We start from the raw sequence: 21853 nt of genomic DNA on the forward strand, positions 1-21853 counted from the left end.
GCCCATGATACAGACTTGAAGAGGATGGTGATGATCAGATCACCGAGCCCTCAGTTAGTTCCATTCAAGCTGCATCGATTTGGGAAACAACGCCGCGGGAAGGAAAACCGCTGGATATCGCCATCTAGTCAAGGTGGGGCGGCAAGGCGAGCCGCCCCCATGAGCCTCAGCCCTTGGTCGGATTTTCCATGCAGGTGAGGGTTGGCTGGCCGTAACGCTCCAGCGTGGCGTCGTCCCCTTTGGTTAAGAAGGTGAGGTTTTGCCCTTCATAACGGGCGCCGCTGGCGCTGGGGGCTTCATAGGCGAGCACTTGTTGCTGCTTGTCGCCCTCGCTCAGGTTGATCACCGCGGCGGGCAGCTTGGCATCGTTATAGAAGTAGGTGGAGAGAGTGACGTTCTTGCCGCACTGGTAGTTGACCGGTGCCGGCACCATCAGCTGGCCGCCGCTGATCTGCAGTTCGGTGATCCGCAGCAGGTAGTTATCCTCCACACACTGGCGCAGATCCTGCCCCTTCCAGCAGTCGTTACGTCCCTTGATCCAGCCGCGCTGCATGGCGCGCTCAGTCTTGAGCTGTTCGGGAGAGAGCGCTGCAATCGCCTTGGGGTAGAGGGCCGCCAGTTCGTTATCAAGGGCGGCCAGTTCGGCATCCTTGCAGATCAGGGTTTCGACCGCTCCTGAGGCTTTGGTGCAGTCAAAGGAAGGGGTTGCGGCGCTGGCCAGCAGAGGGGCAAACAGCAGGGTCGCAAGCAAGGTCTTGTTCATCGGTAGATTCCAGCAATGAGGAGGGCACATCTGCCTACTACAGCACACTCTACAGGGCAATGCAGCAGGGGAGCCGAGCGTACTTGCACTGCTGAATGGCTGCCAAACGGACAAACCCGACACTCCTGGCCGGAATGTCGGGTTTTTTGTGGCCGCGATAAAGGGGGAGGCGGGTTGCCCGGTTGATCAGGCCAGCGCCAGCTGCTGGCTGCGGGCGCGCCACAACCGCTCGTGGAAGAAGAACACCACGGTATTGATGGCCGGTTCGATCATCGCCATCACGCCGCCGGTGAGCAGCTCGCCGCTCAGCAGGAAGGCAACCCCGAAGGCCACCGAGAAGTGGACCACCGCGAAGCTGCTGGTCTTGGCCTGCAGGCTGTGCTTTGGCTTGAGCTTGTGCCAGCCAAGGTCATGAAAGTAGAAGGCGACCGTGTTGACGGCAGGCTCGATCAGGGCGATCAGGCTGGCGGTCAGCAGCTCACCGGTCAGCAGGTAGGCCACGGTAAAGGCGACACCGAAGTGCAGGATGGCAAAGCTGATGGTCTTTTTCATGATGGCGGCTCCCTCTGTTGATGATGAGAGTATCTGCCGAAATGAGATTAAATGAAAACTATTCTCATCTATTGCCGAAATAGAGAGAACCTATCGACGGGCGAGTGGCCGGTGCGGTTCAGCGGTTGCCAATCGCAGCCAAGGCGATAAAGTACAGGTTCTTCACACTTGCCCATGAAAAAGGATCTTTCATGAATATCAATGCCACCCTGCTTGGCCAGTTCATTGCGTTGCTGATGGTCATCGTCGGCGTCATCGCCTGACGACTGGCGCGCCGCAAGAGCGAGCATCCGGCGCTGGTCACCCTTATCTGCTCCCTGCTCTGTCTGTTTCCGCCCTTTGGCCTGCTGGCCCTGTTGCTGGTTGCGCTGAAACAGGATCTGCCCGCCCGCTCATAGGGCTGGCTGCGGAGGGGGCTCCAGGCTAGGTTGCCAGACCTTGGACACCCATCTTTTGGGTTTTGGTTATGCTACACCTTGCTCAGAAAGGTGGTGTCCCAGATTTGTACTGCTTAAGAATTCCCTCAGATTCAGCGGTTTTTAGCTTTTGCTTAAGATTTTCCCAAACTAACTCACTGCCTTTTCCGATTCTACTATTCAGGCCATACACCTGTGCAGCAGAGATATTGTGTTCTTTCCAGCTGTGACCATTTCCATATATGTTGTGGAGTAGAGGAGGAATTCGATCTATGGATTTTGCATAAATTGAATCGGGTGTAATACCTTCTTCAAATTCGTGCCAAAGATCTGATAGCTCCGCAGCTAAATGACTTGGTAATAGATTAAAAACTCTTCGGATGCTGGCAGCTTCTAATTCCTTTATTTCTTTATTTTCGCAGGAGTACACAATTGTGTCTCCTGCATCAATTTCACCAAGATCATGAATAAGTAACATTTTAATTACACGGTCAATATTGATTTCAAAGTTGGAATATTCTTTAAAAAGTAATGCTACTAGACAAACATGCCAGCTGTGCTCACCAGAATTTTCAAAGCGATTTAGACCGACAGGCTTGGTTTTTCGAAGTACATTTTTAAGCTTTTCGATTTCAATAATAAAGCTAAATATATCGTCAATTGAATTCAATTCTCGCTCCTTCTTGATAATTTAACGGTGATTAGATAGAGGGCGGCACTAATCCGATAGCAGAGCCTTCCATATAAATCCGATCTGCTCTGATTTTTGACATGGAAAAATAAAATCAAATCAAAATATTACCAGTCTACCTCTGATACTTGAATGTATTCGCGTGACCTCCTCTTTTTGTGCCGCTGTTACTATTGGTGTGAAAAAAGTGCTCAGCGCAGTCTTGGCAAGCGCCGCCAGATCACGCCTGCGTGAGCGGGTCAGAAATCAGCATAAGGCTGTCACCATGTTGACTGGGTAGTCGTGGGCTACGTTCGCTTATCCATTCCATCCGGCATGGCTACCGCCCCTGAATTTCAGCCTCCAGTCTGCTGCGTTTAACCAACGAATGGGGTTGGCATGGCTCATGGGGTGACTCCGACGAGGCTTTGTTGCCAATCGGGTATATTAACGGCGGGTCGATGGAGGGAAAGGGCCAGATGGCCGATTTCTGATCTGGATCGGCTAATTGGTCAATAACGACTGATCTGCTGTGCAGATGGGGCGGGTGCTGCCATTGGTGAGGAAAATGGTGAGGAAAACCGTTAGTGGGGAAAGAGTGAGTGGGTAAAGCGGTAGCGGGTAAAAAACAAGAAGCCCCTGAACGGGGCTTCTCTTTGCTGGCCATGCCGCCACTGTGAACGGCTGGGGTGACCTACTCGCAGGCGCGTTGACCGGGCGCCAGAGCGGGCTGGTGCAGGTTTACTCTTCGACCTTGTTCAGCCACTCGACCTTGTATTGGGCACCGGCACCCTGCGCCAGCTTGGCACAGAGCGGTTTGAGGAAGGCTTCAATCTGCTCGTCCAGCATCCAGGGCGGGCTGATGATCAGCATGCCTGAACCGTTCATGCCCCAGTCGGCAGTCTGACCAGCTACTTCCAGCTCGGCCACCAGCACGTTGCCGAAGTTTTCCCGCTTGATGGCGCGCAGCATGTCGCGGGATTTGTCCGCTTCTTGCCCGAGGATCGGATACCAGAGGGCATAGATGCCGGTTGCCCAGCGTTTCTGCGCCTTTTTCAGGGTATCGACCACGGCGAAGTAATCTTCTTTGAGCTCATAGGGCGGGTCGATCAGCACCAGCCCGCGGCGCGGAGTCGGCGGCAGCAGCGCGATCAGCCCCTCGAAGCCGTCACGGTGGTGTACGGCGACGCGAGGGTCATAACCCATGTTGGCGCGCAGGTCTTCGACCTCGTTGTTGTGCAGCTCCATCAGCGCCAGCTTGTCCTGCTCGCGGGTGAGGCGACGGGAGAGCTCCGGCGAGCCGGGGTAGTAGTGCAGCTCGCCGTTCTGGTTCATCTCTTCGATGACGCTGAGATAGGGGGCCATGGCAGACCACTGGGCCCGCTCGTCCCAGAGGCGGCCGATGCCATCGGCATACTCGGCCTTCTTCTGGGACCAGTCGCCACGAAGGTCGTAGAGACCGCCACCGGCATGGGTGTCCAGCACGATGAAGGGTTTCTCCTTCTTCTTGAGGGACTCGATGATCAGGGCCTGAACGGCGTGTTTCAGCACGTCGGCATGGTTGCCGGCGTGAAAGGCGTGGCGGTAGCTCAGCATATTAGATCTCTGAGGGGGCCCTGCTGGGCACCCAGTAACGATAGATAGTTCAACAAATTGCGGCTGTTGCCGCGAAACAGGGAGAGGCTGCGCAGGGTCTGCAACAGGACGCCCTGTTGCAGCCGCTCCAGCTCCAGCTCGTGGGCCAGCATCGACTGATACTGCTGCTCGTCGAGTCGCGTCTTGGCGCTCTGGCGCAGGGCGCGCCACGGGGTCAGCACTGCTTCGGTCTGCACCAGTGCCGGTTGCAGGTCGGTCAGATCGACCACGATGCCGAGTTGATCGAGCCGGTGCAGCAGCAGCGCCAGATTGACGTTGCCCCCCTGCTCCTGCACGGTGAGCCAATCCTGGCTTCGCTCACTATAGACTTTGCCGCTCCAGTGCCAGAAGCCGATCGGCGTCGGCAATTCGTGGACCGCGACCCGCTCGCTGGCCATCAGCTGTTCGTCACGCAAAGAAGGCTTGCTCCATGGTTTCCAGCTCTTCGGAGAGGCTCATCCACTCCAGCTCCACCTCTTCCAGCTGCTCCTTGAGGGGGCCCTGGGATTTGAGCAGCTCGGAGAGCTTGGTTTTAGCGCTATCTTCGTAGATAGCGGGGTCGGCCAGTTGGCTCTCTATGTCGCCAAGCTTGCCTTGCAGCTTCTCCATGCTCGCTTCGAGCTTTTCCAGCTTCTGGCGCAGGGGACGGGTCTGCTGGCGGAACTCCGCCTCGCGCCGCTTCTGATCCTTGCGCGCCACTGCCGAGTTGGCGGAGACGGGGCCATCCGCCGGTTTGGCGTTGGCCTCTTTCTCCTGTTCGCCGAGCCACTTGTGGTAGTCGTCCAGATCGCCGTCGAACGGCTCGACCCGGCCACCGTGCACCAGATAGAAGTCATCTGTGGTGGTACGCAGCAGGTGACGGTCGTGGGAGACCACTACCATAGCCCCTTCGAAGCCTTGCAGCGCCATGGTGAGGGCGTGGCGCATCTCCAGATCCAGGTGGTTGGTCGGTTCATCCAGCAGCAGGAGGTTAGGCTTTTGCCAGGTGATCAGCGCCAGCACCAGCCGCGCTTTTTCGCCACCGGAGAAGGGCGCCACCTTGTCGAGCGCCTTGTCTCCGTGAAAACCGAAGCTGCCCAGATAGTTGCGCAGCTCCTGCTCGGTCTTGTCCGGCGCGAGGCGGGCCAGATGATCGAGCGGGGAATCATCGAGACGCAGGGTCTCCAGCTGATGCTGGGCGAAGTAGCCGATGCTCACCCCGGCGCTCACTTCGAGCTTGCCGGAGAGCGGCGGGTTGGAGCCCGACAGCATCTTGATAAAGGTGGATTTACCGGCGCCGTTGCGGCCGAGCAGACCGATGCGCGAACCCGGTACCAGATTGAGTTTGATCTTCTCCAGGATCACCTTGTCGCTGTAACCGGCAGAGAGGTTCTCCATGGCGATGAGCGGGGTCGGCAGGGCCGACGGCTCGCGAAACTCGAAGCTGAATTCGGAGTCGGCGTGGGCGGGCAGGATCTTCTCCATCCGCTCCATCGCTTTCAGGCGGCTCTGGGCCTGACGGGCCTTGGAGGCCTTGTAGCGGAAGCGGTCCACATACGCCTGCATGTGGGACATCTCCCGCTGCTGCTTCTCGTACATCGACTGCTGCTGGGCCAGATGTTCGGCGCGCTGCAGTTCGAAGTCGGAGTAGCCGCCGGTGTACTCGTTGAGCTTGCCGTTCTCGATATGGATGATGCGGCTGATGACCGAGTCGAGGAAATCGCGGTCGTGAGAGATGAGCACCAGCGTGCCCTGATAACCCTTGAGCCACTTCTCCAGCCAGATCACCGCGTCCAGATCTAGGTGGTTGGTCGGTTCATCGAGCAGCAGCAGATCGGAGCGGCAGAGCAGCGCCTGAGCGAGGTTGAGGCGCATGCGCCAGCCACCGGAGAAGCTGCGCACCGGCGAGCTCAACTGCTCATCGCTGAAACCGAGGCCGTGCAGCAGCTCGGCGGCGCGGGCGCGAATGCTGTAGGCGCCGATGGTATCGAGGCGACCGTGCAGCTCGGCCACCAGCAGCCCATTGTCATCCTGCTCGGCTTGCGCCAGCTGGGCTTCCAGCGAGCGGAACTCCTTGTCGCCGTCGATCACGTAGTCGAGGGCGGAGCAGTCGAGCGCCGGAGTCTCCTGCGCCACGCCCGCAATCTGCCAGCCAGCGGGCAGGCTGAAGGTGCCGCTGTCGATGGCCAGCTCGCCCCGTACCAGTGCAAAAAAGGTGGACTTGCCACAGCCGTTTTTGCCCACCAGACCCACTTTGTGGCCGGGGTGAATGGTGGCGGAGGCGTTGTCCAGCAGCTTGCGGCCGCCGCGGATCAGTTCGATTTGACTGGCAACTATCATGGGTGGGATCTGCTTGCTCAAAATGGAGGAGAAAAACTGGCGCGGATCTTACGTGAAATGACGCTGATTTGCACTGTAGCGAAGGGCTGGCCACTGGCTGGCGCTGCAAAAACATGCCATAACAGAGAAACCAGTTTGGTTACGGGAGGTTAGCATGCATATCAGGGATATTATGACGACCCGGGTCGCCACCGTTTCAATGGATGATCGACTCCGAGTCATCAGGGATATCTTCGAGCAGGCACACTTTCGCCACCTGCTGGTGCTGGAAGAGGAGGAGCTGGTGGGGGTCATCTCGGATCGGGATCTGTTCCGCGCCATCAGCCCCTATCTCGACTCCGAAGCCGAGATGAGCCGCGATACCGAAACCCTCAACAAGCGGGCCCACCAGATCATGAGTCGTCAGCTCGTCACCATCGCACCCCATCTCACTGTGCGCGACGGCGTCAAGCTGATGCTGGAGAAGGGGGTCTCCTGCCTGCCGGTGCTGGAGAATGGCGCCCTGGTCGGCATTATCAGCTGGAAAGATTTTCTCAAGGCGGCGCTGGAGAGTGACGCGCTGGTTTGAGCCCAACGCTCATCGCCATCAGCTGACAGAGAACAAATAGAGAGAGGGGAGCCAAGGCTCCCCTCTCTCTATATTGGCTTTGCCGACAATGCCGGTTTGCGCGCTGTCGGCATCATCATGGCTCGGGCTGCCCTGCGACAAGACAGGAGGGGCCGCTGCCGGAGAGGTGCGGCTGAAGATGAGTGCGGATCTCCTGCAGGGTGCGCTGGTACTGCTGGGCATGCTGATCGAGAAACGCGGGGCTGTGCTTGAGGCGCCGCTCCAGGGTATCGACCAGCAGCGCCACCCTGGGGGCGGCCATACCCGCTGGCCAACAGTGTTGCAGCAGCTCCAGCAGTTGCCAGGCATCGCCCGGCAGGGCGGGGAACTCCTCCAGCAGCTGCAAGCCCGCTTGCAGGGCTGTCTGATACTGGCTGGCCTGCATCGCCTTGTGGCGCAGCTGGCGCAGTTCGCTCAGCCGTTGTTCTCTCGCCGTCAGGCGCTGGCCCAGCTCGGCCACCAGATGGTGGAACAGTTGGCGGGTGAGCGGGTGGGGCGCCACCCTGACGCGGTATTGGGTCAGTTGGGTCAGGTAGCGCTGGGCGTGGTGGGGCAAACCGCAGAACTGGCTGACCGCAAAGCCGAGCAGCAGGATGAGGTGGTTGTTGTTCCCCTCATCCGGCTGGTGGTGGGCAATCAGGATCAGCGCCTCGTCGAAGCGGTAATCCAGCCCCAGCATCAACGCCTGCAGCAGCTCATATTCGTGGGGTTGCAGGTGGACGGTGCGTTTGAGGTGCTCCCACTCCTGTTGCAGGGAGCGGATCCGGTTGCTGGAGGGGGCGTGCCACAGCACCGCCAGACTGGCATTGAGCATGAAGCTGTCGATGGCGAGCCGGACGCGCTGCTCGCCGAAGTGGCGCAGGGTCAGGCTGTTGGCCTGCTCCAGCACCTTCTCCTCATCTTGCAGCACCAGCCCGAGCAACATCGCCAGCTGATGCCAGCGCGGCTGATGGGGGCGGATCTGCAGCAGCTCTCCCATGGTCTCCCACGCCGCCAGCCAGTGATGCTGATGCAGCTGGCTGGCGAGTTGCAGCTCCAGCCGGGTGGCCATCGAGACGCTGGCTTGATGGCGCTGCAAGTCGATCCGGGCGCTTTGTAATTTGCCGAGCCCCAGCATGGCGTAGAAGAGCCCGGCCCTTGGCCAGCTCGCCTGATATTCGTTGGCACAGAGGGCATAGTGCTGGGCGGCGGTGATCCGCTCGGTCGATTGCAGCAGCAGGTAGCCCTTGAGCCGATCCAGCCAGGGGGTCAGCGAGCGATTCTCCCGTTGAAACAGCAAGTCTTCGCAGAGGGCGGTAGCCAGTTGCCACTCCCGCAGCAGAATGGGGGCGGCCAGCGTGCGGGTCAGATTGCTTAACTTCACCAGCTGGCCGAGCACCGCGGTGAGCTGCTGGGTCATGAAGGGGAGGGGCAGATAGAGGGAGAAGTAGAGATCCGAGGGGAGAAACTCCTGCTCGTTCTGATCGGCATCGAGCAGCAGTAATACGCAACCGGGCTGCAGCAGGCCGAGATAGTGCGCTTCGTGCAGCAGCCGGGCTCCGTCAAGATCCTGCTGCTTGTCCTGCTGACAGATGATGGCGTCGAAGGCGTGCTGTTGCATCAGGGCCAGCAGGCCACTGCGCTCGTGGTTTGGATGGCTGTGGTAGTGGATCCGGTCGGCGGGCACCCCCTGTTCGGTCAGTTCCCGGGTGATGGCGCTACGGAGCAGGGGATCCTCTTCGAGCAGCAGTATCGTCATGCAGGTACTTCCTGTGAGCAAACCATTAGGTTGATTATGGTAGACCCAAGAGGAACATAGGCACAGCACTCGCTGAGTGAAAAGCTGACAGTAGCCAGCAGGGTGCTGGAGGGCGCACTATGGGCTGTTATTTCAATCGGTTATGCCATCGCTCAGGGCGGCAACCTGTTATTGCCGAGGGTGGATCTGCGTCCCGAAGGGGCAATCGCTCTGGCGGAACAGTCGCGACCCTTTGCCCTGTTCCCCCAGCCAGCTTAATTCCAGCTTGCCAAGGCGGCCCAGATGACGCAGCTCGAACTCGTAGCGCTGGCAGAGGTTGTCCTGAGGCAGACTCGCCATACCTGCAGGCAGACGGTATTGATAGCGCAGGAGTGGCCCATCCTCCAGCTTGCTGGCCACCGGCACCAGCCCCTCTGGGGTGGGCTGCAGCGCCCCGAGTGCACGGCGCAAACTGAGCGGCGCATCGATCGCCTTTTGATAGTGCAAGCCGTTCATCGCCGCCAGCTCCTCTTCCAGCCGTTGCAACTCCCCTTCCAGTCCATTGAGCGCGGCCCCCAGCTGCTGGTGGGTCGTTGACGAGGCACAGCCACCCAGCAACAGGGTGGCAAGCAGCAGGGCGGCTCTGATGGGGGGCACGGCATCTCCTTGGCTATGACGATGAAGCGTGAAGGTCAGGTCGGTTGGCCCTGACTATAGCAGGGGATTGCTGGGGGGCGTCCCCTGCAGCAGTTGGGCCAGACGGGCCAGCCCCTCGCCGACCCGGGCGTCGGTGGCGGGTTGGCTCAGGCTCAGGCGCACCCCCTGCGGAGCGGCAAACTGACCGGCGGCGAAGTGTTCCCCGCTCGCCACGCCAACGTCAAGGGCATCGGCGGCAGCGGCAAACTGCTGGCTGCGCCAGGGCTCCGGCAGCGGCAGCCAGGCGTGCATGCTGCCAGGCTGCCAGCGGGCGGCAGGCAGCAGGTGGCGCAGCAGTTCGCCACGGCGTTTGAGGATCTCCCGCTGCTGCTCGACCAGCGGCATGATCTGGCGCTGACTGACCATTTTGCAGGCGAGCTCGATCAGCAGCGGGCTCACCATCCAGCTCGACAGCCGCATAGTCTGGGCGAAGGTGCTACGCAGGGCCGGGGGCGTCAGCACGAAGCCCACCCGCAGACCGCCGCAGGCGATCTTGGCCAGACTACCCAGATAGATGACCCGCTCCGGCGCCAGATTGACCAGAGGGATCACCGGTTGCTGGGGCAGCAGGCCGTTGACGTCATCCTCGATGATCAGCAGATCGTGGCGACGGGCGATGGCGACGATGGCCTCCCGCCGCGCCAGACTCATGATGGCGGTGGTGGGGTTTTGCAGGGTCGGGGTGAGGTAGAGCAGCTTGGCCCGGCGGGTGCGGCAGGCGGCGTCCAGCGCCTCGGGCAGTAGCCCCTCCTCGTCCATCGCGAGCCCCACCACCTGATTCTTCAGTTGGCGAGCGTTACCCAGCATACCGGGGTAGCTCAGCCCTTCGCACAGGATGGTTTCCCCCACGCAATTGGTAGCCAGCAGCGCCAGCATGATGCCGTGCTGGGCGCCGTGGCTGAACAGCAGGCGATCCTCACTGCAGGCCACCCCTTGCTCCGCCAGCCAGTTGACGAACTGCTGGCGCTGATCCGGCCGTCCCGCCTCCTTGTCGTAGCCGAGCAGGGCGTTGAGATCCCCGTCCGCCACTTCCCCCAGCATGGGGCGAATGATGGCCGCCCGATCCAGCTGCACCGGCAGGTTCTGCCACAGCTCGATGCGGTGCCCCTCCTCCTGGCGGATCACCCACTCATTGGCGGGATCCGTGTTCGCTCCCTTGACCCAGGTGCCGTGGCCCACCCGGGCGGCCAGCAGGCCGCGCCGCTCCGCCTCGCTGTAGGCGCGGGTGACGGTGCCGACGGTGACACCCAGACGATCCGCCAGGGATCGGTGGGTAGGCAATCGGGTCTGCGTTGGCAGCTCGCCATTCGCGATCCCCTGTTCGATCGCTTTGACCAGCTTGAGGTAGAGGGGGCCATCGAAGGCCGTAAGGTCGGGTGTCCAGATTGTCATGGTGACAATAAATCCATTGATCAAAATTTGTTGTCAATATAGCGTGAATTTCAACCTAATAACAACCAAATAGCACGCATTGTATCGATACAATGTGGCGAGCAAGGAGTCACAATATGACGATGGAGTGGTATGTCACCCTGTTCGGTTTTGCCGTACTCACCTGCGGTACGCCGGGGCCCAACAACCTGATGTTGACGGCCTCCGGTGCCAACTTCGGGGTGCGTCGCACCCTGCCACATCTGCTTGGGGTCGGATTGGGGCAGCCGGTGCTGCAACTGGTGCTGGCGCTGGGGCTTTATCCGCTGTTCGAGCGCTGGCCCTTGCTGCGGCTCGGTTTGCAGATCTTCGGTAGCCTCTATCTGCTCTGGCTGGCGTGGCGTATCGCGGTGGCCGGGGCGCCGGGGGATCCGGCCCGGAGGGCCCGTCCGCTGACCATGCTGGAGGGGCTGGGCTTTCAGTTTCTCAACCCCAAGGCGTGGATGATGGGGATCTCCGCCATCAGTCTGTTCAGCCTGCCCGGCGCCAGTTACTGGTCGAGTCAGCTGGCAGTGATGGTCATGTTTGTGCTGGTGGCCCTGCCGGTCTGCTTTGTCTGGGTACTGTTCGGCCATCAGCTGAGCAACTGGATCAGCTCGGATCGGGGCTGGCGACGGCTCAACGGTTCTCTCGGCCTGCTGACGGCGCTCTGCGTGGTGATGCTCTGGTATTGAGTCGTGCTGCGCTTGAGGGGGAGATGGCCTAGAAAGAGGCATTTCTGACTTGTCGCCACGGGGTTGGCTCTGCATATTAGAAGGCTTTCCCCATAACGGGGGCGTTGCATCGACAAGAGGTTGAGATGGATCTGAACTGGTTACTGCCCCTGGCGGGGTTTGCCCTGGTTACCTGCGGCACGCCGGGGCCCAACAATATGTTGCTCACCAGCGCCGGGGCGGCGCAGGGTTTTCGCCGCACGATTCCCCTGCTGGTTGGGGTGGTCGGGGGGATCAATCTGATGATCCTCGCCACCGCGCTGGGGCTTGGCGTGGTGTTCGAGAAGGTGCCGATGCTGCACGACGGCCTCAAGCTTATCGGTTCGGCCTATCTGCTCTGGCTGGCGTGGAAGGTGGCTACGGCCAGTGGCCCGGCCGAGGGCAACCGGCCGCTCATTCCCGCCCATCAGGGGGCCATGCTGCAACTGCTCAATCCCAAGGCATGGATGATGGCGCTCTCCGCCATCAGCGGTTTCACCCTGGCGGGGGAGGCTTACTGGCCCTCTGCGCTCTGGGTGTTGGTGATCTTCTTTATTACCGGCCTCTACACCGGGGCGTTCTGGGTGCTTTTTGGTGCCCAGGTGCGGCAAATCATTCGCACTGCCCGGGGCTGGCGGCGTTTCAATCTCGGCATGGGGCTGGCGACGGCCGCCTGTGTCGGGATGATCTGGATTTAGCTCGGGGTTGGCCCGGGCCTTTACCGGCTGTCTTGTTGGCCCTGCGGGGCCTTTTTTATCTCGTCCGCGTGGCCTTGCCTGCAAGGTGGCGTGGTTCTGCCCTCCCTTGGGATGAAAGGAGTTCATATGAAATGTATCGGTCTGCTGGGTGGCATGAGCTGGGAGTCCACCGTCAGTTACTATCAGGCGCTCAATCGCGGGGTGCGGGCGCAGCTTGGCGGTTTGCTCTCGGCGCGGGTGCTGCTCAATAGCGTCGACTTTGCCGGTATCGAGCGGTTGCAGCATGCCGGTGACTGGCCCGCTACCGCCCGCCTGCTGGCGGCGGAGGCGCGCAAGTTGCAGAATGGCGGCGCCGATTTCTTGCTGATCGGCACCAACACCATGCACAAGGTGGCCCCCGAGATTGAGGCGGCCATCGATATCCCGCTGCTCCATATCGCCGATGCTACCGCGGCCAAATTACGGGCGGACGGGATAACCCGGGTCGGCCTGCTCGGCACCCGCTTCACCATGGAGCAGGATTTTTACAAGGGGCGCTTGCAGGAGCGTTTCGGGTTGGCGGTGCTGGTACCCGATGAGGCTGGGCGGGAGCGGGTACACAGGATCATCTATGACGAGCTCTGTCTGGGGGAGATCCGCGAATCGTCGCGGGCCGAGTATCTGGCCATTATCGAGGGGCTGGCAGCCGCGGGTGCCGAGGCGGTGATCCTTGGCTGCACCGAGATTGCCCTGCTGGTGGGGGATGCCCGGGCGGCAGTGCCGCTCTACGACACCACCGCCATCCATGCCGAAGCGGCGGTCGCGCTGGCACTGGCATCCGATTAATAAACTGGTCAGATCTCACTATTCATGCTTGTCTCATACCCCTTGCCATAAAAGCGTGTAAAATTGCGCCCTGAATTTTCCCCGGCCAACGCGGGTTGGCTGCGGTTTCCTAGCATGCAAGGCTGATATTGTGACTGAAGTAGATAGATTCGCGGATATTCGCCCCTACCGCGATGAAGAAGTGCCGGCAGCCATCGAACGGCTGATCCAGGATGATGAATTTATCGGCGCCATCGCCAAGTATCGTTTCGGTTCCCTGATGAGCTGGCTGGGTTGGGCCATCCGCCCGATGATCCGCCTGTTCCTGCGCCGCAAATGGTCAAAAGTGACCACTGTGCATCAGGTCCAGATGGGGGTCACCCGGTATATGTCCCGCATGATCGCCACCTCCACCAAGGGGGTGACCTTCTCCGGGATCGAGCATCTGAAGAAAGAGCAGGGCTATCTGTTTGTCTCCAACCACAGAGACATCGCCATGGATCCGGCGTTCGTCAACTGGGGGCTGCACACCCACGGTTTCGATACTGTGCGCATCGCCATCGGTGACAACCTGCTGCGCAAACCCTGCGCCACCGAGCTGATGAAGCTCAACAAGAGCTTTATCGTCAAACGCTCCGCCAAGGGGCCGCGGGAGATGATGAAGGCGCTCGGCGAGCTGTCTGCCTATATTGGCAACTCGGTCCACGAAGGTCACTCCATCTGGATCGCCCAGAAGGAAGGGCGCGCCAAGAATGGCGATGACAAGACAGATCCCGCCATCCTCAAGATGTTCTACGTCGACGGCAAGAAGCAGAAGATCGACTTCGTCGACTACATGCGCAGCCTCAATATCGTGCCGGTCAGCATCAGCTATGAGCTCGACCCCACCGACAAGGCGAAGGCGCGCGAGCTCTACGAGAAGTCGGTCAACGGCAGCTACGAGAAGGGCGAGTTCGAGGATATCGAGAGTATCGTCGCCGGTATCGTCGGCATGAAGGGGCGGGTACACGTCTCCTTCGGCGCCCCCATTACCGAGGGCTTCAGCGATCCGGACGAACTGGCCGCGCTGATCGACAAGGCGATCTGGAGCAGCTACCACCTCTTCCCCAGCAACTATCTGGCGGCCGATGTCTCCGGCAAGGCCAACACCATCGAGCAGGCGGCCTTCCTGACCCGTCAGTCAGAGGTGCCGGAAGAGCACAAGGCGATCTGGCGAGCCATGTACGCAAAACCGGTGGAAAACGCCAAAAAGGCTTGAATGAAACCGGTTGTTAAACGGTTTTGCGAAAAAAACGGGCGCTGATGCGCCCGTTTTTGCGTCTGGTCAAAGTCGAGGGAGAAAGGGTGGTGAATAATATGGTTTCAGCTGGTACGATCACTATGAAAATGGGATTATGTCTCTTGGCAAGGTGCTGACGAGTGTGTAACAGTGCCCATATAGCTGAACATGAGCAAAAGCTCTAAACCTGTTTGCACGGATTGCAGACGGCATTATTGAAGGACCTGTCACAGGTCCTTTTTCATTGGCGGGCAAAGATGCCGTCCAGATATACCTAACAGGAAACAGACGCCATGATCACCGGTAGCCTGAACACCCTGCAGCGAACGCCGCTGCCCGCCCCGCTGGCCCGCATTATGGCCGAGGTGGTGAAGAGCGTGGCTCACTGGGGTGACGCTCCGCTCGGCAAGACCGAGATCGATGGCCTCAACCTGTTCTGTCTGGTGAGCGAGGATCTGACCGAGCCAGCCGCGGATCGCCGTGGCGAATTCCATCAGCAGTATCTCGATATCCAGTTGCTACTGCGCGGTGAAGAGTGGATAGGTGTGGGCCCCCACGACTATGTGAGCGACGGCGCCGATCATCCCCATCCCGACCTCTGGTTTGTCGATGACGAGCAGACCAGCTATCTGGCGCTGCAACCGGGCGATTTCGCCATCTTCTGGCCGGGCGAACTGCACCGCCCGCTCTGTACCTTCAACCAGCCCGCCAAGGTGAAGAAGCTGGTGGTCAAGGTACACAAGGATCTGCTGGCTATCGCCTGAGCATTCCCATTGAGGCGAGCCCTGCGCAGCTGATGCGTTGAGGCTCGCAAGCATTGAAACCAGTGATACGCACCACAAGTTGCGATGACTCTTTCAAGAGCAAGAATTGAAAAATTGGACGCACCCTCCTGCGACCATAAGCCCCCGGCAGGGGAATCCCATCCTCTTTTGGATGACACGACACTGTCGGCATAAAGCCGAAGCACAGGAAGATGTAGAAAATGAGCAAGTTGGTATTGATCCTTAACTGCGGTAGCTCTTCCCTGAAATTTGCCGTAATGGACGCCGAAACAGGTGAGGACATGCTGTCCGGCCTGGCCGAATGCTTCAATCTGGATGATGCACGTATCAAATGGAAACTCCACGGGGTCAAGGGCGAAGCCATGCTGGGAGCGGGTGCCGCTCACCAGGAGGCCCTCGACCATATCGTGGGTCACATCCTGCCGCAGGATCCGACTCTTGCCGAGCAACTGGTGGCCATCGGTCACCGAATCGTACACGGTGGCGAGCAGTTCTCCCGCTCCGTGCGTATCGATGACGGCGTGATCGCCGGTATCGAAGCCGCCATTCCGTTCGCCCCGCTGCATAACCCGGCCCACCTCATCGGTATTCGCGCCGCGCTGAAAGTGTTCCCGCAGCTGTCCGAGAAGAACGTGGCCGTCTTCGACACCGCCTTCCACCAGACTCTGCCGCAAGAGGCATACCTCTATGCGCTGCCGCACAAGCTCTATCGTGAACACGGCATTCGTCGTTACGGCGCCCACGGCACTTCCCACCGCTATATCGCGGAAGAAGTGGCCAAGGAGCTGGGCAAGCCGTTGCATGAGTTGAACATCATCAACTGCCACCTGGGCAACGGTGCCTCTGTTTGCGCCATCAAGAACGGCGAGTCTGTTGACACCTCCATGGGGCTGACTCCGCTGGAAGGGCTGGCGATGGGTACCCGCAGTGGTGATATCGATCCTGCCGTGGTGTTCTTCATGCACGACCAGCTCGGTTACAGCGTGGACGAGATTAACCATGTGCTGACCCGTGAATCCGGTCTGTTGGGCCTGACTGAAGCGAGCAGCGATTGCCGCTACGTCACCAGCAACTACGCCACCGACGCCGGTGCCAAGCGTGCGCTGGATGTCTTCACCTACCGTGTTGCCAAGTATGTCGGTGCCTATGCTGCCGCCATGGATGGTCGTCTGGATGCCCTGGTGTTCACCGGTGGTATCGGTGAAAACGCCGCCATGGTGCGCGAGATGGTGCTGGCTCGTCTGGCCCTGTTCGGCTTCAAGGTGGACAAAGAGGCCAACAACGCCGCGGTACTGGGTGGCGAAGGTCGCATCACCACCGCCGACAGCCGTTGCGCCCTGGTGATCCCGACCAACGAAGAACTGGTCATCGCCCGCGATGCCCTGAGCCTGGTCTGCTAAGTCAGCCTCGCTTTGAAACAACGCCCGGCCTGTGCCGGGCGTTGTCGTTTCTGGTGTCCGCCGATTTGACATGGGGGAGGGGAGCGGTACCCTGACCTCACTGTTTTTGCAGCCAGCGGCTGCCAGGTTCGGGAGAGAACAATGAAAGAGGCGTTTTTTAACTGGTTGTCGGGCCTTGGGGTGGAAGTGACCAACCTGATGGCGCTGGTGATCGCGCTGGGTTTTATCGTCATCACCTCGTTGCTGCTGCACATGGTGCTGCACCGGGTGTTGCTGGTGCGGCTGGTGGGGCTCCTCGGCAAGGCCAAGCAGGTGTGGCTGCCGCCCGAGCTGCAACAGCGCCTCTTCAACCGGCTCGCCTTCGTGCTGCAGGGGGCTGTGCTGCTCGGTCAGGCAGAGATCTGGCTGCCCCGTCAATCGGATAGCCTCAAGCTTATCGAGATGGTGGCGCAGTTCTGGATCCTGCTGTTCCTGTTGCTGGCCTTCTTCGCCCTGCTCGACTGCGTGTTGTCGGTGAGCCGCTACACCCGGCTTGGCCGGGATTTGCCCCTGCGCGGCATCTTCCAGGGGGCCAAGCTGGTAGGCAGCATTCTGGTGGGCATCCTGATGATTGCCCTGCTGCTTGGCAAGTCGCCGCTGTTCCTGTTCAGCGGTCTGGGTGCCATGACTGCGGTGCTGATGTTGGTGTTCAAGGACCCCATCCTCGGGCTGGTGGCGGGGATCCAGCTCTCCGCCAACCGGATGCTGAGCGTCGGCAACTGGCTGCAGATGGACAAGTACGGCGCCGATGGTGAGGTGACCGACATCGGCCTCACCACGGTCAAGGTGTCAAACTGGGACAAGACCATCACCACCATTCCCACCTATGCCCTGATCTCCGACTCCTTCAAGAACTGGCAGGGGATGACCGAATCGGGCGGCCGCCGCATCAAGCGCAGCGTCAATATCGACATGACCAGCGTGCGCTTTCTGACTGCCGAGGAGCAGTTGCAGCTCAAGCAGGCGCAACTGCTGGCACCCTATCTCAGCCGCAAGGAGCAGGAGCTGAGCGCCTACAACCAGCAGTTGAGCGATGCCTTGAGCTGCCCCATCAACGGTCGCCACCTCACCAACCTCGGTACCCTGCGTGCCTATCTGGATGCCTACCTGCGCGCCCACACCGGCATTCGCAAGGAGATGACCCTGATGGTGCGCCAGCTGGCGCCCACTTCAGATGGCCTGCCGCTGGAGATTTACTGCTTTACCGCGACGACCGCATGGGCCGATTACGAAGGGATACAGGCCGATATTTTCGACCATATATTTGCCGTTATTGAGCAATTTCATCTGCGGTTGCATCAATCTCCCACAGGTTACGACATGCGTGGCTGGCAACGGGGATAAGCAAGGAGATCGGGCGGGTCGAGGACGCGGAAAAATCCGTATATTAATCATCGACCCATCGCTACTTGTCGGTTGAAATTTGGCGTGCAGAGGAGAAAAATGGCGGCCTTCTCTTCGCGCCCCTGATCCCAGCTTGATCAGCTGCCAGCCCAGAGACGTCACTTCAAGTCATCATCATGGGAAAGTTATGAAGCTCCTTCGCAATAGTGTGGCAACCCTCTGCTACAGCCTGCTGCTGACCGCTGCGCCGGTTTTCGCTGTTGAATATGCTCTGCCTGCGGCCAACAGCCGTCTGGTAGGGGAAAATCTGGAATACGTGGTTCCGGCTGAAGAGAACGGCCAGCCGCTGGAGGCCATTGCGGCAAAATTCCAGCTGGGGCTCACCAACATGACTGAAGCCAACCCCGATGCGGATCCCCTGCTGGTACAGACCGGCGAGAAGCTGGTGATCCCCCAGCAGCTGATCCTGCCGGATGCCCCGCGGGAAGGGTTGGTGCTCAACGTGGCCGAAATGCGCCTCTACTACTACCCCAAGGGTAAAAAAGTGGTGGAAGTGCTGCCCATCGGCATCGGCCAGCTCGGCACCGACACCCCGGAAAACTGGGTGACCAGCGTACAGCGCAAGAAAGCGGGCCCGACCTGGACTCCGACCGCCAAGATGCACGCTGAATATGCCGCCAATGGCAAGAGTCTGCCGGCGGTATGGCCAGCTGGCCCGGATAACCCCATGGGGCTGTTCGCCCTCTACATCGGCAAGATGTACGCCATCCACGGTACCAACGCCAACTTCGGCATCGGCCTGCGGGTGAGCCACGGTTGTGTGCGTCTGCGTAACGACGACATCGCCTACCTGTTCAAGCAGGTACCGGTCGGCACGCGCGTGCAGTTCGTCAACCAGCCGATCAAGGCCTCTGTGGAGCAGGATGGTCACCGTTATCTGGAAGTGCACCAGCCGCTTTCGCGCAGCGAGGAGGAGTTCAACTCCAAGCTGCCGGCACCGCTGCCGATGACTCCGGCGGTGACCCGCTTCATTGCCCACGCCGACAGCGACTCCCAACTGGTGAAGCAGGCGCTGGAGCAGCGCAACGGCATGCCGATGGCAATCAACCGCTAAGGGCAAATCCCCGTCATGACAAAGGGCGAACAGCATGCTGTTCGCCCTTTGTGTTTCTGCTGTGCTGATTCAGCTTCGCAGCAGATTTGCCTGCAGCTCGCTGCCGAGCTGATCGAGCAGCTGGTAGCGCGCCTTGTAGCTGGCCCGCTTGCGGGAGGGGATCTCCTCCAGCGTCTTGCGGGGCACTTCCAGCGGCAGGCTCATCCAGAGTTCATCTTGCACGCAGCCCTGATGCTCCTGCCACAAGCCGTCGAGGTCGAACTTGACCCGATCGGCAGTGCGTTTGTTGCTCTGATAGACGTGGCTTTGGGTGCGGATCCCGAGCAGAGTGTTGCACGCCAATCCCCGGGCCAGCTTGGCAGCCATATAGACCAGCAGGGACATGGGGCGCAGCCCGCCGCACGCTTTGGTGACCTGTTTGATCTCCTCGTTCTGCCCCTTGCCGCCCTGCAGCGAGCAGATTTCGAGGGTCGGGTTCGGCGCGGGGCGCAGATTGAGGGCCATGTAATAGAGCGCCGCGTCACCCAGCTTGAGGGTCAGGCTCATCTCCCCCTCTTTGCCCATGTGGGTTTGGTAATCCAGTTGCAGGGTCAGCGGTGCAGTCAGCTTGTCGCTCTGCCATTGGGCCAGCAGCAGGCCGCGCCCGCTGTAGATTGCCAGCTGTTGCGCCTTGGGCAGCTGACGTGCCAGCTGCTGGTAGTGGCCGCTGATAAGCCCCGCTCGCAGGCGCTTGCGGAGCCCCTTGTGGCGATAGGGGTGGATCGGCTTTTCCAGAATATCGGGGAAGCGGCTGATCGCCTGCGCCAGCAGCGGTTGCTCCTGCTGCTGGCGATAGAGGGCGCGGGCGCCGGGATTGAGCCAGAGACGCCCCACATACTTGGCCCGTCGGATGAGATGACCCGACTCCTCCACCGGGTGAAGGCGGCGGGCGAGGGTTCGCAGGTGTGACAGATGAGATGACATGGTGCCGACCTCTGACTGGTGTAATGAGACAGGGCGGGGAGTGTAGGAGCGGGGCGCTGGCTTGTAAAAAAATGGATAGTAACAAAATGTGAAAACATAACGCTCAGTAGCGGCTGGCGCGGCGAGATGACCGCCACGGCCACGGCAGGAAATCTGGCGCCATCCTCTTGATGCGGCAGATGATTTGATGCGCAAAGGTTTTTATTGTGTTTTGTGTTTGTTAAAAGTGGTTGAGCTGGCGCGAACGGCTGATTAAGCTAGGCCGGTTTTTTAGGGATGAGCCCGTCACCAGAGCGGGCAGAAAATGACACAAAACGGAGTTTTGCATGACAGCTAGCACACCCATGTTAATCACCTTCCTGGTGTATATCCTCGGAATGGTGTTGATCGGCTTCGTCGCCTATCGCGCCACCCGCAACTTTGATGACTACATTCTGGGCGGTCGCCGGATGGGGAGCTGGGTCACAGCCCTCTCTGCCGGCGCCTCCGACATGAGCGGCTGGTTGCTGATGGGGCTGCCCGGCGCCGTCTTCGTCAGCGGCATCTCCGAGAGCTGGATCGCCATCGGTCTGGTGATCGGTGCCTACCTCAACTGGCGCTGGGTAGCGGGTCGCCTGCGGGTACATACCGAGAAGAACCGCAATGCCCTGACCCTGCCGGACTATTTTACCTATCGCTTTGAAGATCACAGCAAGGTGCTGCGGATCCTCTCTGCGTTGGTGATCCTGCTCTTCTTCACCATCTATTGCGCCTCCGGCGTGGTGGCCGGTGCCCGTCTGTTCGAGAGCACCTTCGGCATGGATTACAACACCGCCCTCTGGGTCGGTGCCGCCGCCACCATTACCTACACCTTCTTCGGCGGCTTCCTCGCGGTGAGCTGGACCGACACGGTGCAGGCGACCCTGATGATCTTTGCCCTGATCCTGACCCCGGTCTTCGTCATCATCGCCGTCGGCGGGGTGGATAGCGCCATGATCGAGGTGGCCGCCAAGAGCGCCACCAACCTCGACATGTTCAAGAATCTGGATGTGATCGCCATTGTCTCGCTGATGGCCTGGGGCCTTGGTTACTTCGGTCAGCCACACATTCTGGCCCGCTTCATGGCAGCCGACTCCCACCACTCCATGGCCAATGCCCGCCGCATCAGCATGACATGGATGGTGTTCTGCCTCGCAGGTGCGGTGGCCATCGGCTTCTTCGGGCTGGCCTACTTCGCCCGCTTCCCGGAAGTGGCGGCTGGAGTGACCGGCAACCCGGAACGGGTCTTTATCGAGCTCTCCAAAATCCTGTTCAACCCCTGGATCGCCGGTGTGCTGCTCTCCGCTATTCTGGCGGCGGTAATGAGCACTCTAAGTTGTCAATTACTGGTCTGCTCCAGCGCCATTACCGAGGATCTCTACAAGCCCTTCCTGCGCAAGAATGCCTCCCAGCGTGAGCTGGTGTGGGTGGGGCGCCTGATGGTGCTGCTGATCGCGGTGATTGCCATCGCCGTCGCCATGAATCCGGAAAACCGGGTGCTGGGGCTGGTGAGCTACGCCTGGGCCGGTTTCGGTGCCGCCTTTGGTCCCGTGGTGCTGCTCTCTGTGCTCTGGCCGCGAATGACCCGCAACGGCGCGCTGGCGGGCATGCTGGTCGGTGCCATCACCGTCATCGTCTGGAAGCAGTTCGGCTGGCTGGGGCTGTATGAGATCATTCCGGGCTTCCTGTTCGCACTGCTGGCCATCGTGGTGGGCAGTCTGCTGGGCGAAGCGCCCTCAAAAGCGATGCTGGAGCGTTTCCGCGATGCCGAGGAGGAGTACAACACCCCGGCCGAGAGCGCGGGAGAACCAGTCGTGGTGAACTGATCCCCCTTACCGCTTTCTGATTGAGAGCCCCGCCCCCGGACAAGGAGCGCCCTGGTTGGCTATCCTTGCACCGGTTTGGCGGGGC

The 21853-nt window shown here is 60.2% G+C and carries 20 protein-coding genes and 1 pseudogene; 11 read left to right on the forward strand and 10 right to left on the reverse strand.

What is annotated here, in order from left to right; genetic code table 11:
- Positions 1 to 166 precede the first annotated feature (166 nt).
- Positions 167 to 763, reverse strand: a complete 597-nt coding sequence (locus tag AB5Y71_RS00885; protein WP_368170770.1) for an MliC family protein — start codon at positions 761 to 763, stop codon at positions 167 to 169.
- A gap of 186 nt (positions 764 to 949) precedes the next feature.
- Positions 950 to 1315: a DUF2061 domain-containing protein gene (locus AB5Y71_RS00890; protein ID WP_005343334.1), complete on the reverse strand. Its 366-nt coding sequence runs from the start codon at positions 1313 to 1315 to the stop codon at positions 950 to 952.
- A gap of 191 nt (positions 1316 to 1506) precedes the next feature.
- On the opposite strand from AB5Y71_RS00890, the pseudogene AB5Y71_RS00895 reads away from it, so the two are divergent.
- A pseudogene (locus AB5Y71_RS00895) lies at positions 1507 to 1713 on the forward strand (hypothetical protein).
- An 82-nt stretch (positions 1714 to 1795) separates the two neighbouring features.
- On the opposite strand, the gene AB5Y71_RS00900 reads toward AB5Y71_RS00895, so the two are convergent.
- The 4 genes from AB5Y71_RS00900 to AB5Y71_RS00915 form a co-directional block, all read right to left on the reverse strand.
- Positions 1796 to 2401 carry an HD domain-containing protein gene (locus AB5Y71_RS00900; protein ID WP_159157601.1) on the reverse strand — a complete coding sequence of 202 codons (606 nt, stop codon included), beginning with the start codon at positions 2399 to 2401 and terminating at the stop codon, positions 1796 to 1798.
- A 741-nt stretch (positions 2402 to 3142) separates the two neighbouring features.
- Complete coding sequence (locus AB5Y71_RS00905) at positions 3143 to 3997, reverse strand: 23S rRNA (adenine(2030)-N(6))-methyltransferase RlmJ (protein ID WP_201954290.1); 855 nt, start codon at positions 3995 to 3997, stop codon at positions 3143 to 3145.
- Positions 3991 to 4452 (reverse strand): DUF2390 domain-containing protein, encoded by a 462-nt coding sequence (locus tag AB5Y71_RS00910; protein WP_247823428.1) that lies wholly within the window; start codon positions 4450 to 4452, stop codon positions 3991 to 3993. Before AB5Y71_RS00910 ends, AB5Y71_RS00905 begins: the two co-directional genes overlap by 7 nt.
- On the reverse strand, positions 4445 to 6355 hold the full coding sequence (locus tag AB5Y71_RS00915) for an ABC transporter ATP-binding protein (protein ID WP_368170771.1): 1911 nt from the start codon (positions 6353 to 6355) through the stop codon (positions 4445 to 4447). The genes AB5Y71_RS00910 and AB5Y71_RS00915 overlap by 8 nt, the downstream gene beginning before the upstream one ends.
- A gap of 154 nt (positions 6356 to 6509) precedes the next feature.
- On the opposite strand from AB5Y71_RS00915, the gene AB5Y71_RS00920 reads away from it, so the two are divergent.
- The gene (locus AB5Y71_RS00920) at positions 6510 to 6923 is read left to right on the forward strand and encodes a CBS domain-containing protein (RefSeq protein WP_040068349.1); all 414 of its coding nucleotides are present in this window, start codon (positions 6510 to 6512) and stop codon (positions 6921 to 6923) included.
- A gap of 115 nt (positions 6924 to 7038) precedes the next feature.
- Here AB5Y71_RS00920 and AB5Y71_RS00925 read toward each other — a convergent pair whose 3' ends face one another.
- From AB5Y71_RS00925 to AB5Y71_RS00935, 3 genes are all read right to left on the reverse strand, one after another.
- The gene (locus AB5Y71_RS00925) at positions 7039 to 8700 is read right to left on the reverse strand and encodes a hypothetical protein (RefSeq protein WP_368170772.1); all 1662 of its coding nucleotides are present in this window, start codon (positions 8698 to 8700) and stop codon (positions 7039 to 7041) included.
- 168 nt (positions 8701 to 8868) lie between these two features.
- The gene (locus AB5Y71_RS00930; protein ID WP_368170773.1) at positions 8869 to 9336 is read right to left on the reverse strand and encodes a hypothetical protein; all 468 of its coding nucleotides are present in this window, start codon (positions 9334 to 9336) and stop codon (positions 8869 to 8871) included.
- 54 nt (positions 9337 to 9390) lie between these two features.
- Positions 9391 to 10767 carry a PLP-dependent aminotransferase family protein gene (locus AB5Y71_RS00935; RefSeq protein ID WP_368170774.1) on the reverse strand — a complete coding sequence of 459 codons (1377 nt, stop codon included), beginning with the start codon at positions 10765 to 10767 and terminating at the stop codon, positions 9391 to 9393.
- A gap of 116 nt (positions 10768 to 10883) precedes the next feature.
- Here AB5Y71_RS00935 and AB5Y71_RS00940 point away from each other — a divergent pair, with 116 nt between their 5' ends.
- The 8 genes from AB5Y71_RS00940 (at position 10884) to AB5Y71_RS00975 (ending at position 18961) form a co-directional block, all read left to right on the forward strand.
- On the forward strand, positions 10884 to 11480 hold the full coding sequence (locus tag AB5Y71_RS00940) for a LysE family translocator (protein WP_005335536.1): 597 nt from the start codon (positions 10884 to 10886) through the stop codon (positions 11478 to 11480).
- A gap of 125 nt (positions 11481 to 11605) precedes the next feature.
- Entirely contained in the window at positions 11606 to 12196 is a 591-nt protein-coding gene (locus AB5Y71_RS00945) for a LysE family translocator (RefSeq protein WP_368170775.1), read from the forward strand.
- Positions 12197 to 12322: 126 nt separating this feature from the next.
- Positions 12323 to 13021 carry an aspartate/glutamate racemase family protein gene (locus AB5Y71_RS00950; RefSeq protein ID WP_368170776.1) on the forward strand — a complete coding sequence of 233 codons (699 nt, stop codon included), beginning with the start codon at positions 12323 to 12325 and terminating at the stop codon, positions 13019 to 13021.
- A gap of 130 nt (positions 13022 to 13151) precedes the next feature.
- Complete coding sequence (locus AB5Y71_RS00955; protein ID WP_005362790.1) at positions 13152 to 14258, forward strand: 1-acyl-sn-glycerol-3-phosphate acyltransferase; 1107 nt, start codon at positions 13152 to 13154, stop codon at positions 14256 to 14258.
- Between the two features lie 314 nt (positions 14259 to 14572).
- Entirely contained in the window at positions 14573 to 15043 is a 471-nt protein-coding gene (locus tag AB5Y71_RS00960; RefSeq protein ID WP_019445320.1) for a YhcH/YjgK/YiaL family protein, read from the forward strand.
- Between the two features lie 221 nt (positions 15044 to 15264).
- Positions 15265 to 16464 carry an acetate kinase gene (locus AB5Y71_RS00965; RefSeq protein WP_368170777.1) on the forward strand — a complete coding sequence of 400 codons (1200 nt, stop codon included), beginning with the start codon at positions 15265 to 15267 and terminating at the stop codon, positions 16462 to 16464.
- A 141-nt stretch (positions 16465 to 16605) separates the two neighbouring features.
- A complete protein-coding gene (locus tag AB5Y71_RS00970) occupies positions 16606 to 17847 on the forward strand; it encodes a mechanosensitive ion channel family protein (RefSeq protein WP_068977713.1) in 1242 nt (413 codons plus the stop codon).
- A gap of 187 nt (positions 17848 to 18034) precedes the next feature.
- On the forward strand, positions 18035 to 18961 hold the full coding sequence (locus AB5Y71_RS00975; protein WP_368170778.1) for a L,D-transpeptidase family protein: 927 nt from the start codon (positions 18035 to 18037) through the stop codon (positions 18959 to 18961).
- Between the two features lie 69 nt (positions 18962 to 19030).
- Here the strand turns inward: AB5Y71_RS00975 and AB5Y71_RS00980 are convergent, their stop codons facing one another.
- A complete protein-coding gene (locus tag AB5Y71_RS00980) occupies positions 19031 to 19924 on the reverse strand; it encodes a VirK/YbjX family protein (protein ID WP_368170779.1) in 894 nt (297 codons plus the stop codon).
- A 326-nt stretch (positions 19925 to 20250) separates the two neighbouring features.
- On the opposite strand from AB5Y71_RS00980, the gene putP reads away from it, so the two are divergent.
- Positions 20251 to 21768, forward strand: coding sequence for a sodium/proline symporter PutP (gene putP, locus AB5Y71_RS00985; RefSeq protein WP_026035040.1), 1518 nt, complete (start codon positions 20251 to 20253; stop codon positions 21766 to 21768).
- The last annotated feature ends 85 nt before the right edge of the window (positions 21769 to 21853 follow it).

This window comes from Aeromonas sp. R9-2 (assembly GCF_040908025.1).
Classification (GTDB): domain Bacteria; phylum Pseudomonadota; class Gammaproteobacteria; order Enterobacterales; family Aeromonadaceae; genus Aeromonas; species Aeromonas veronii.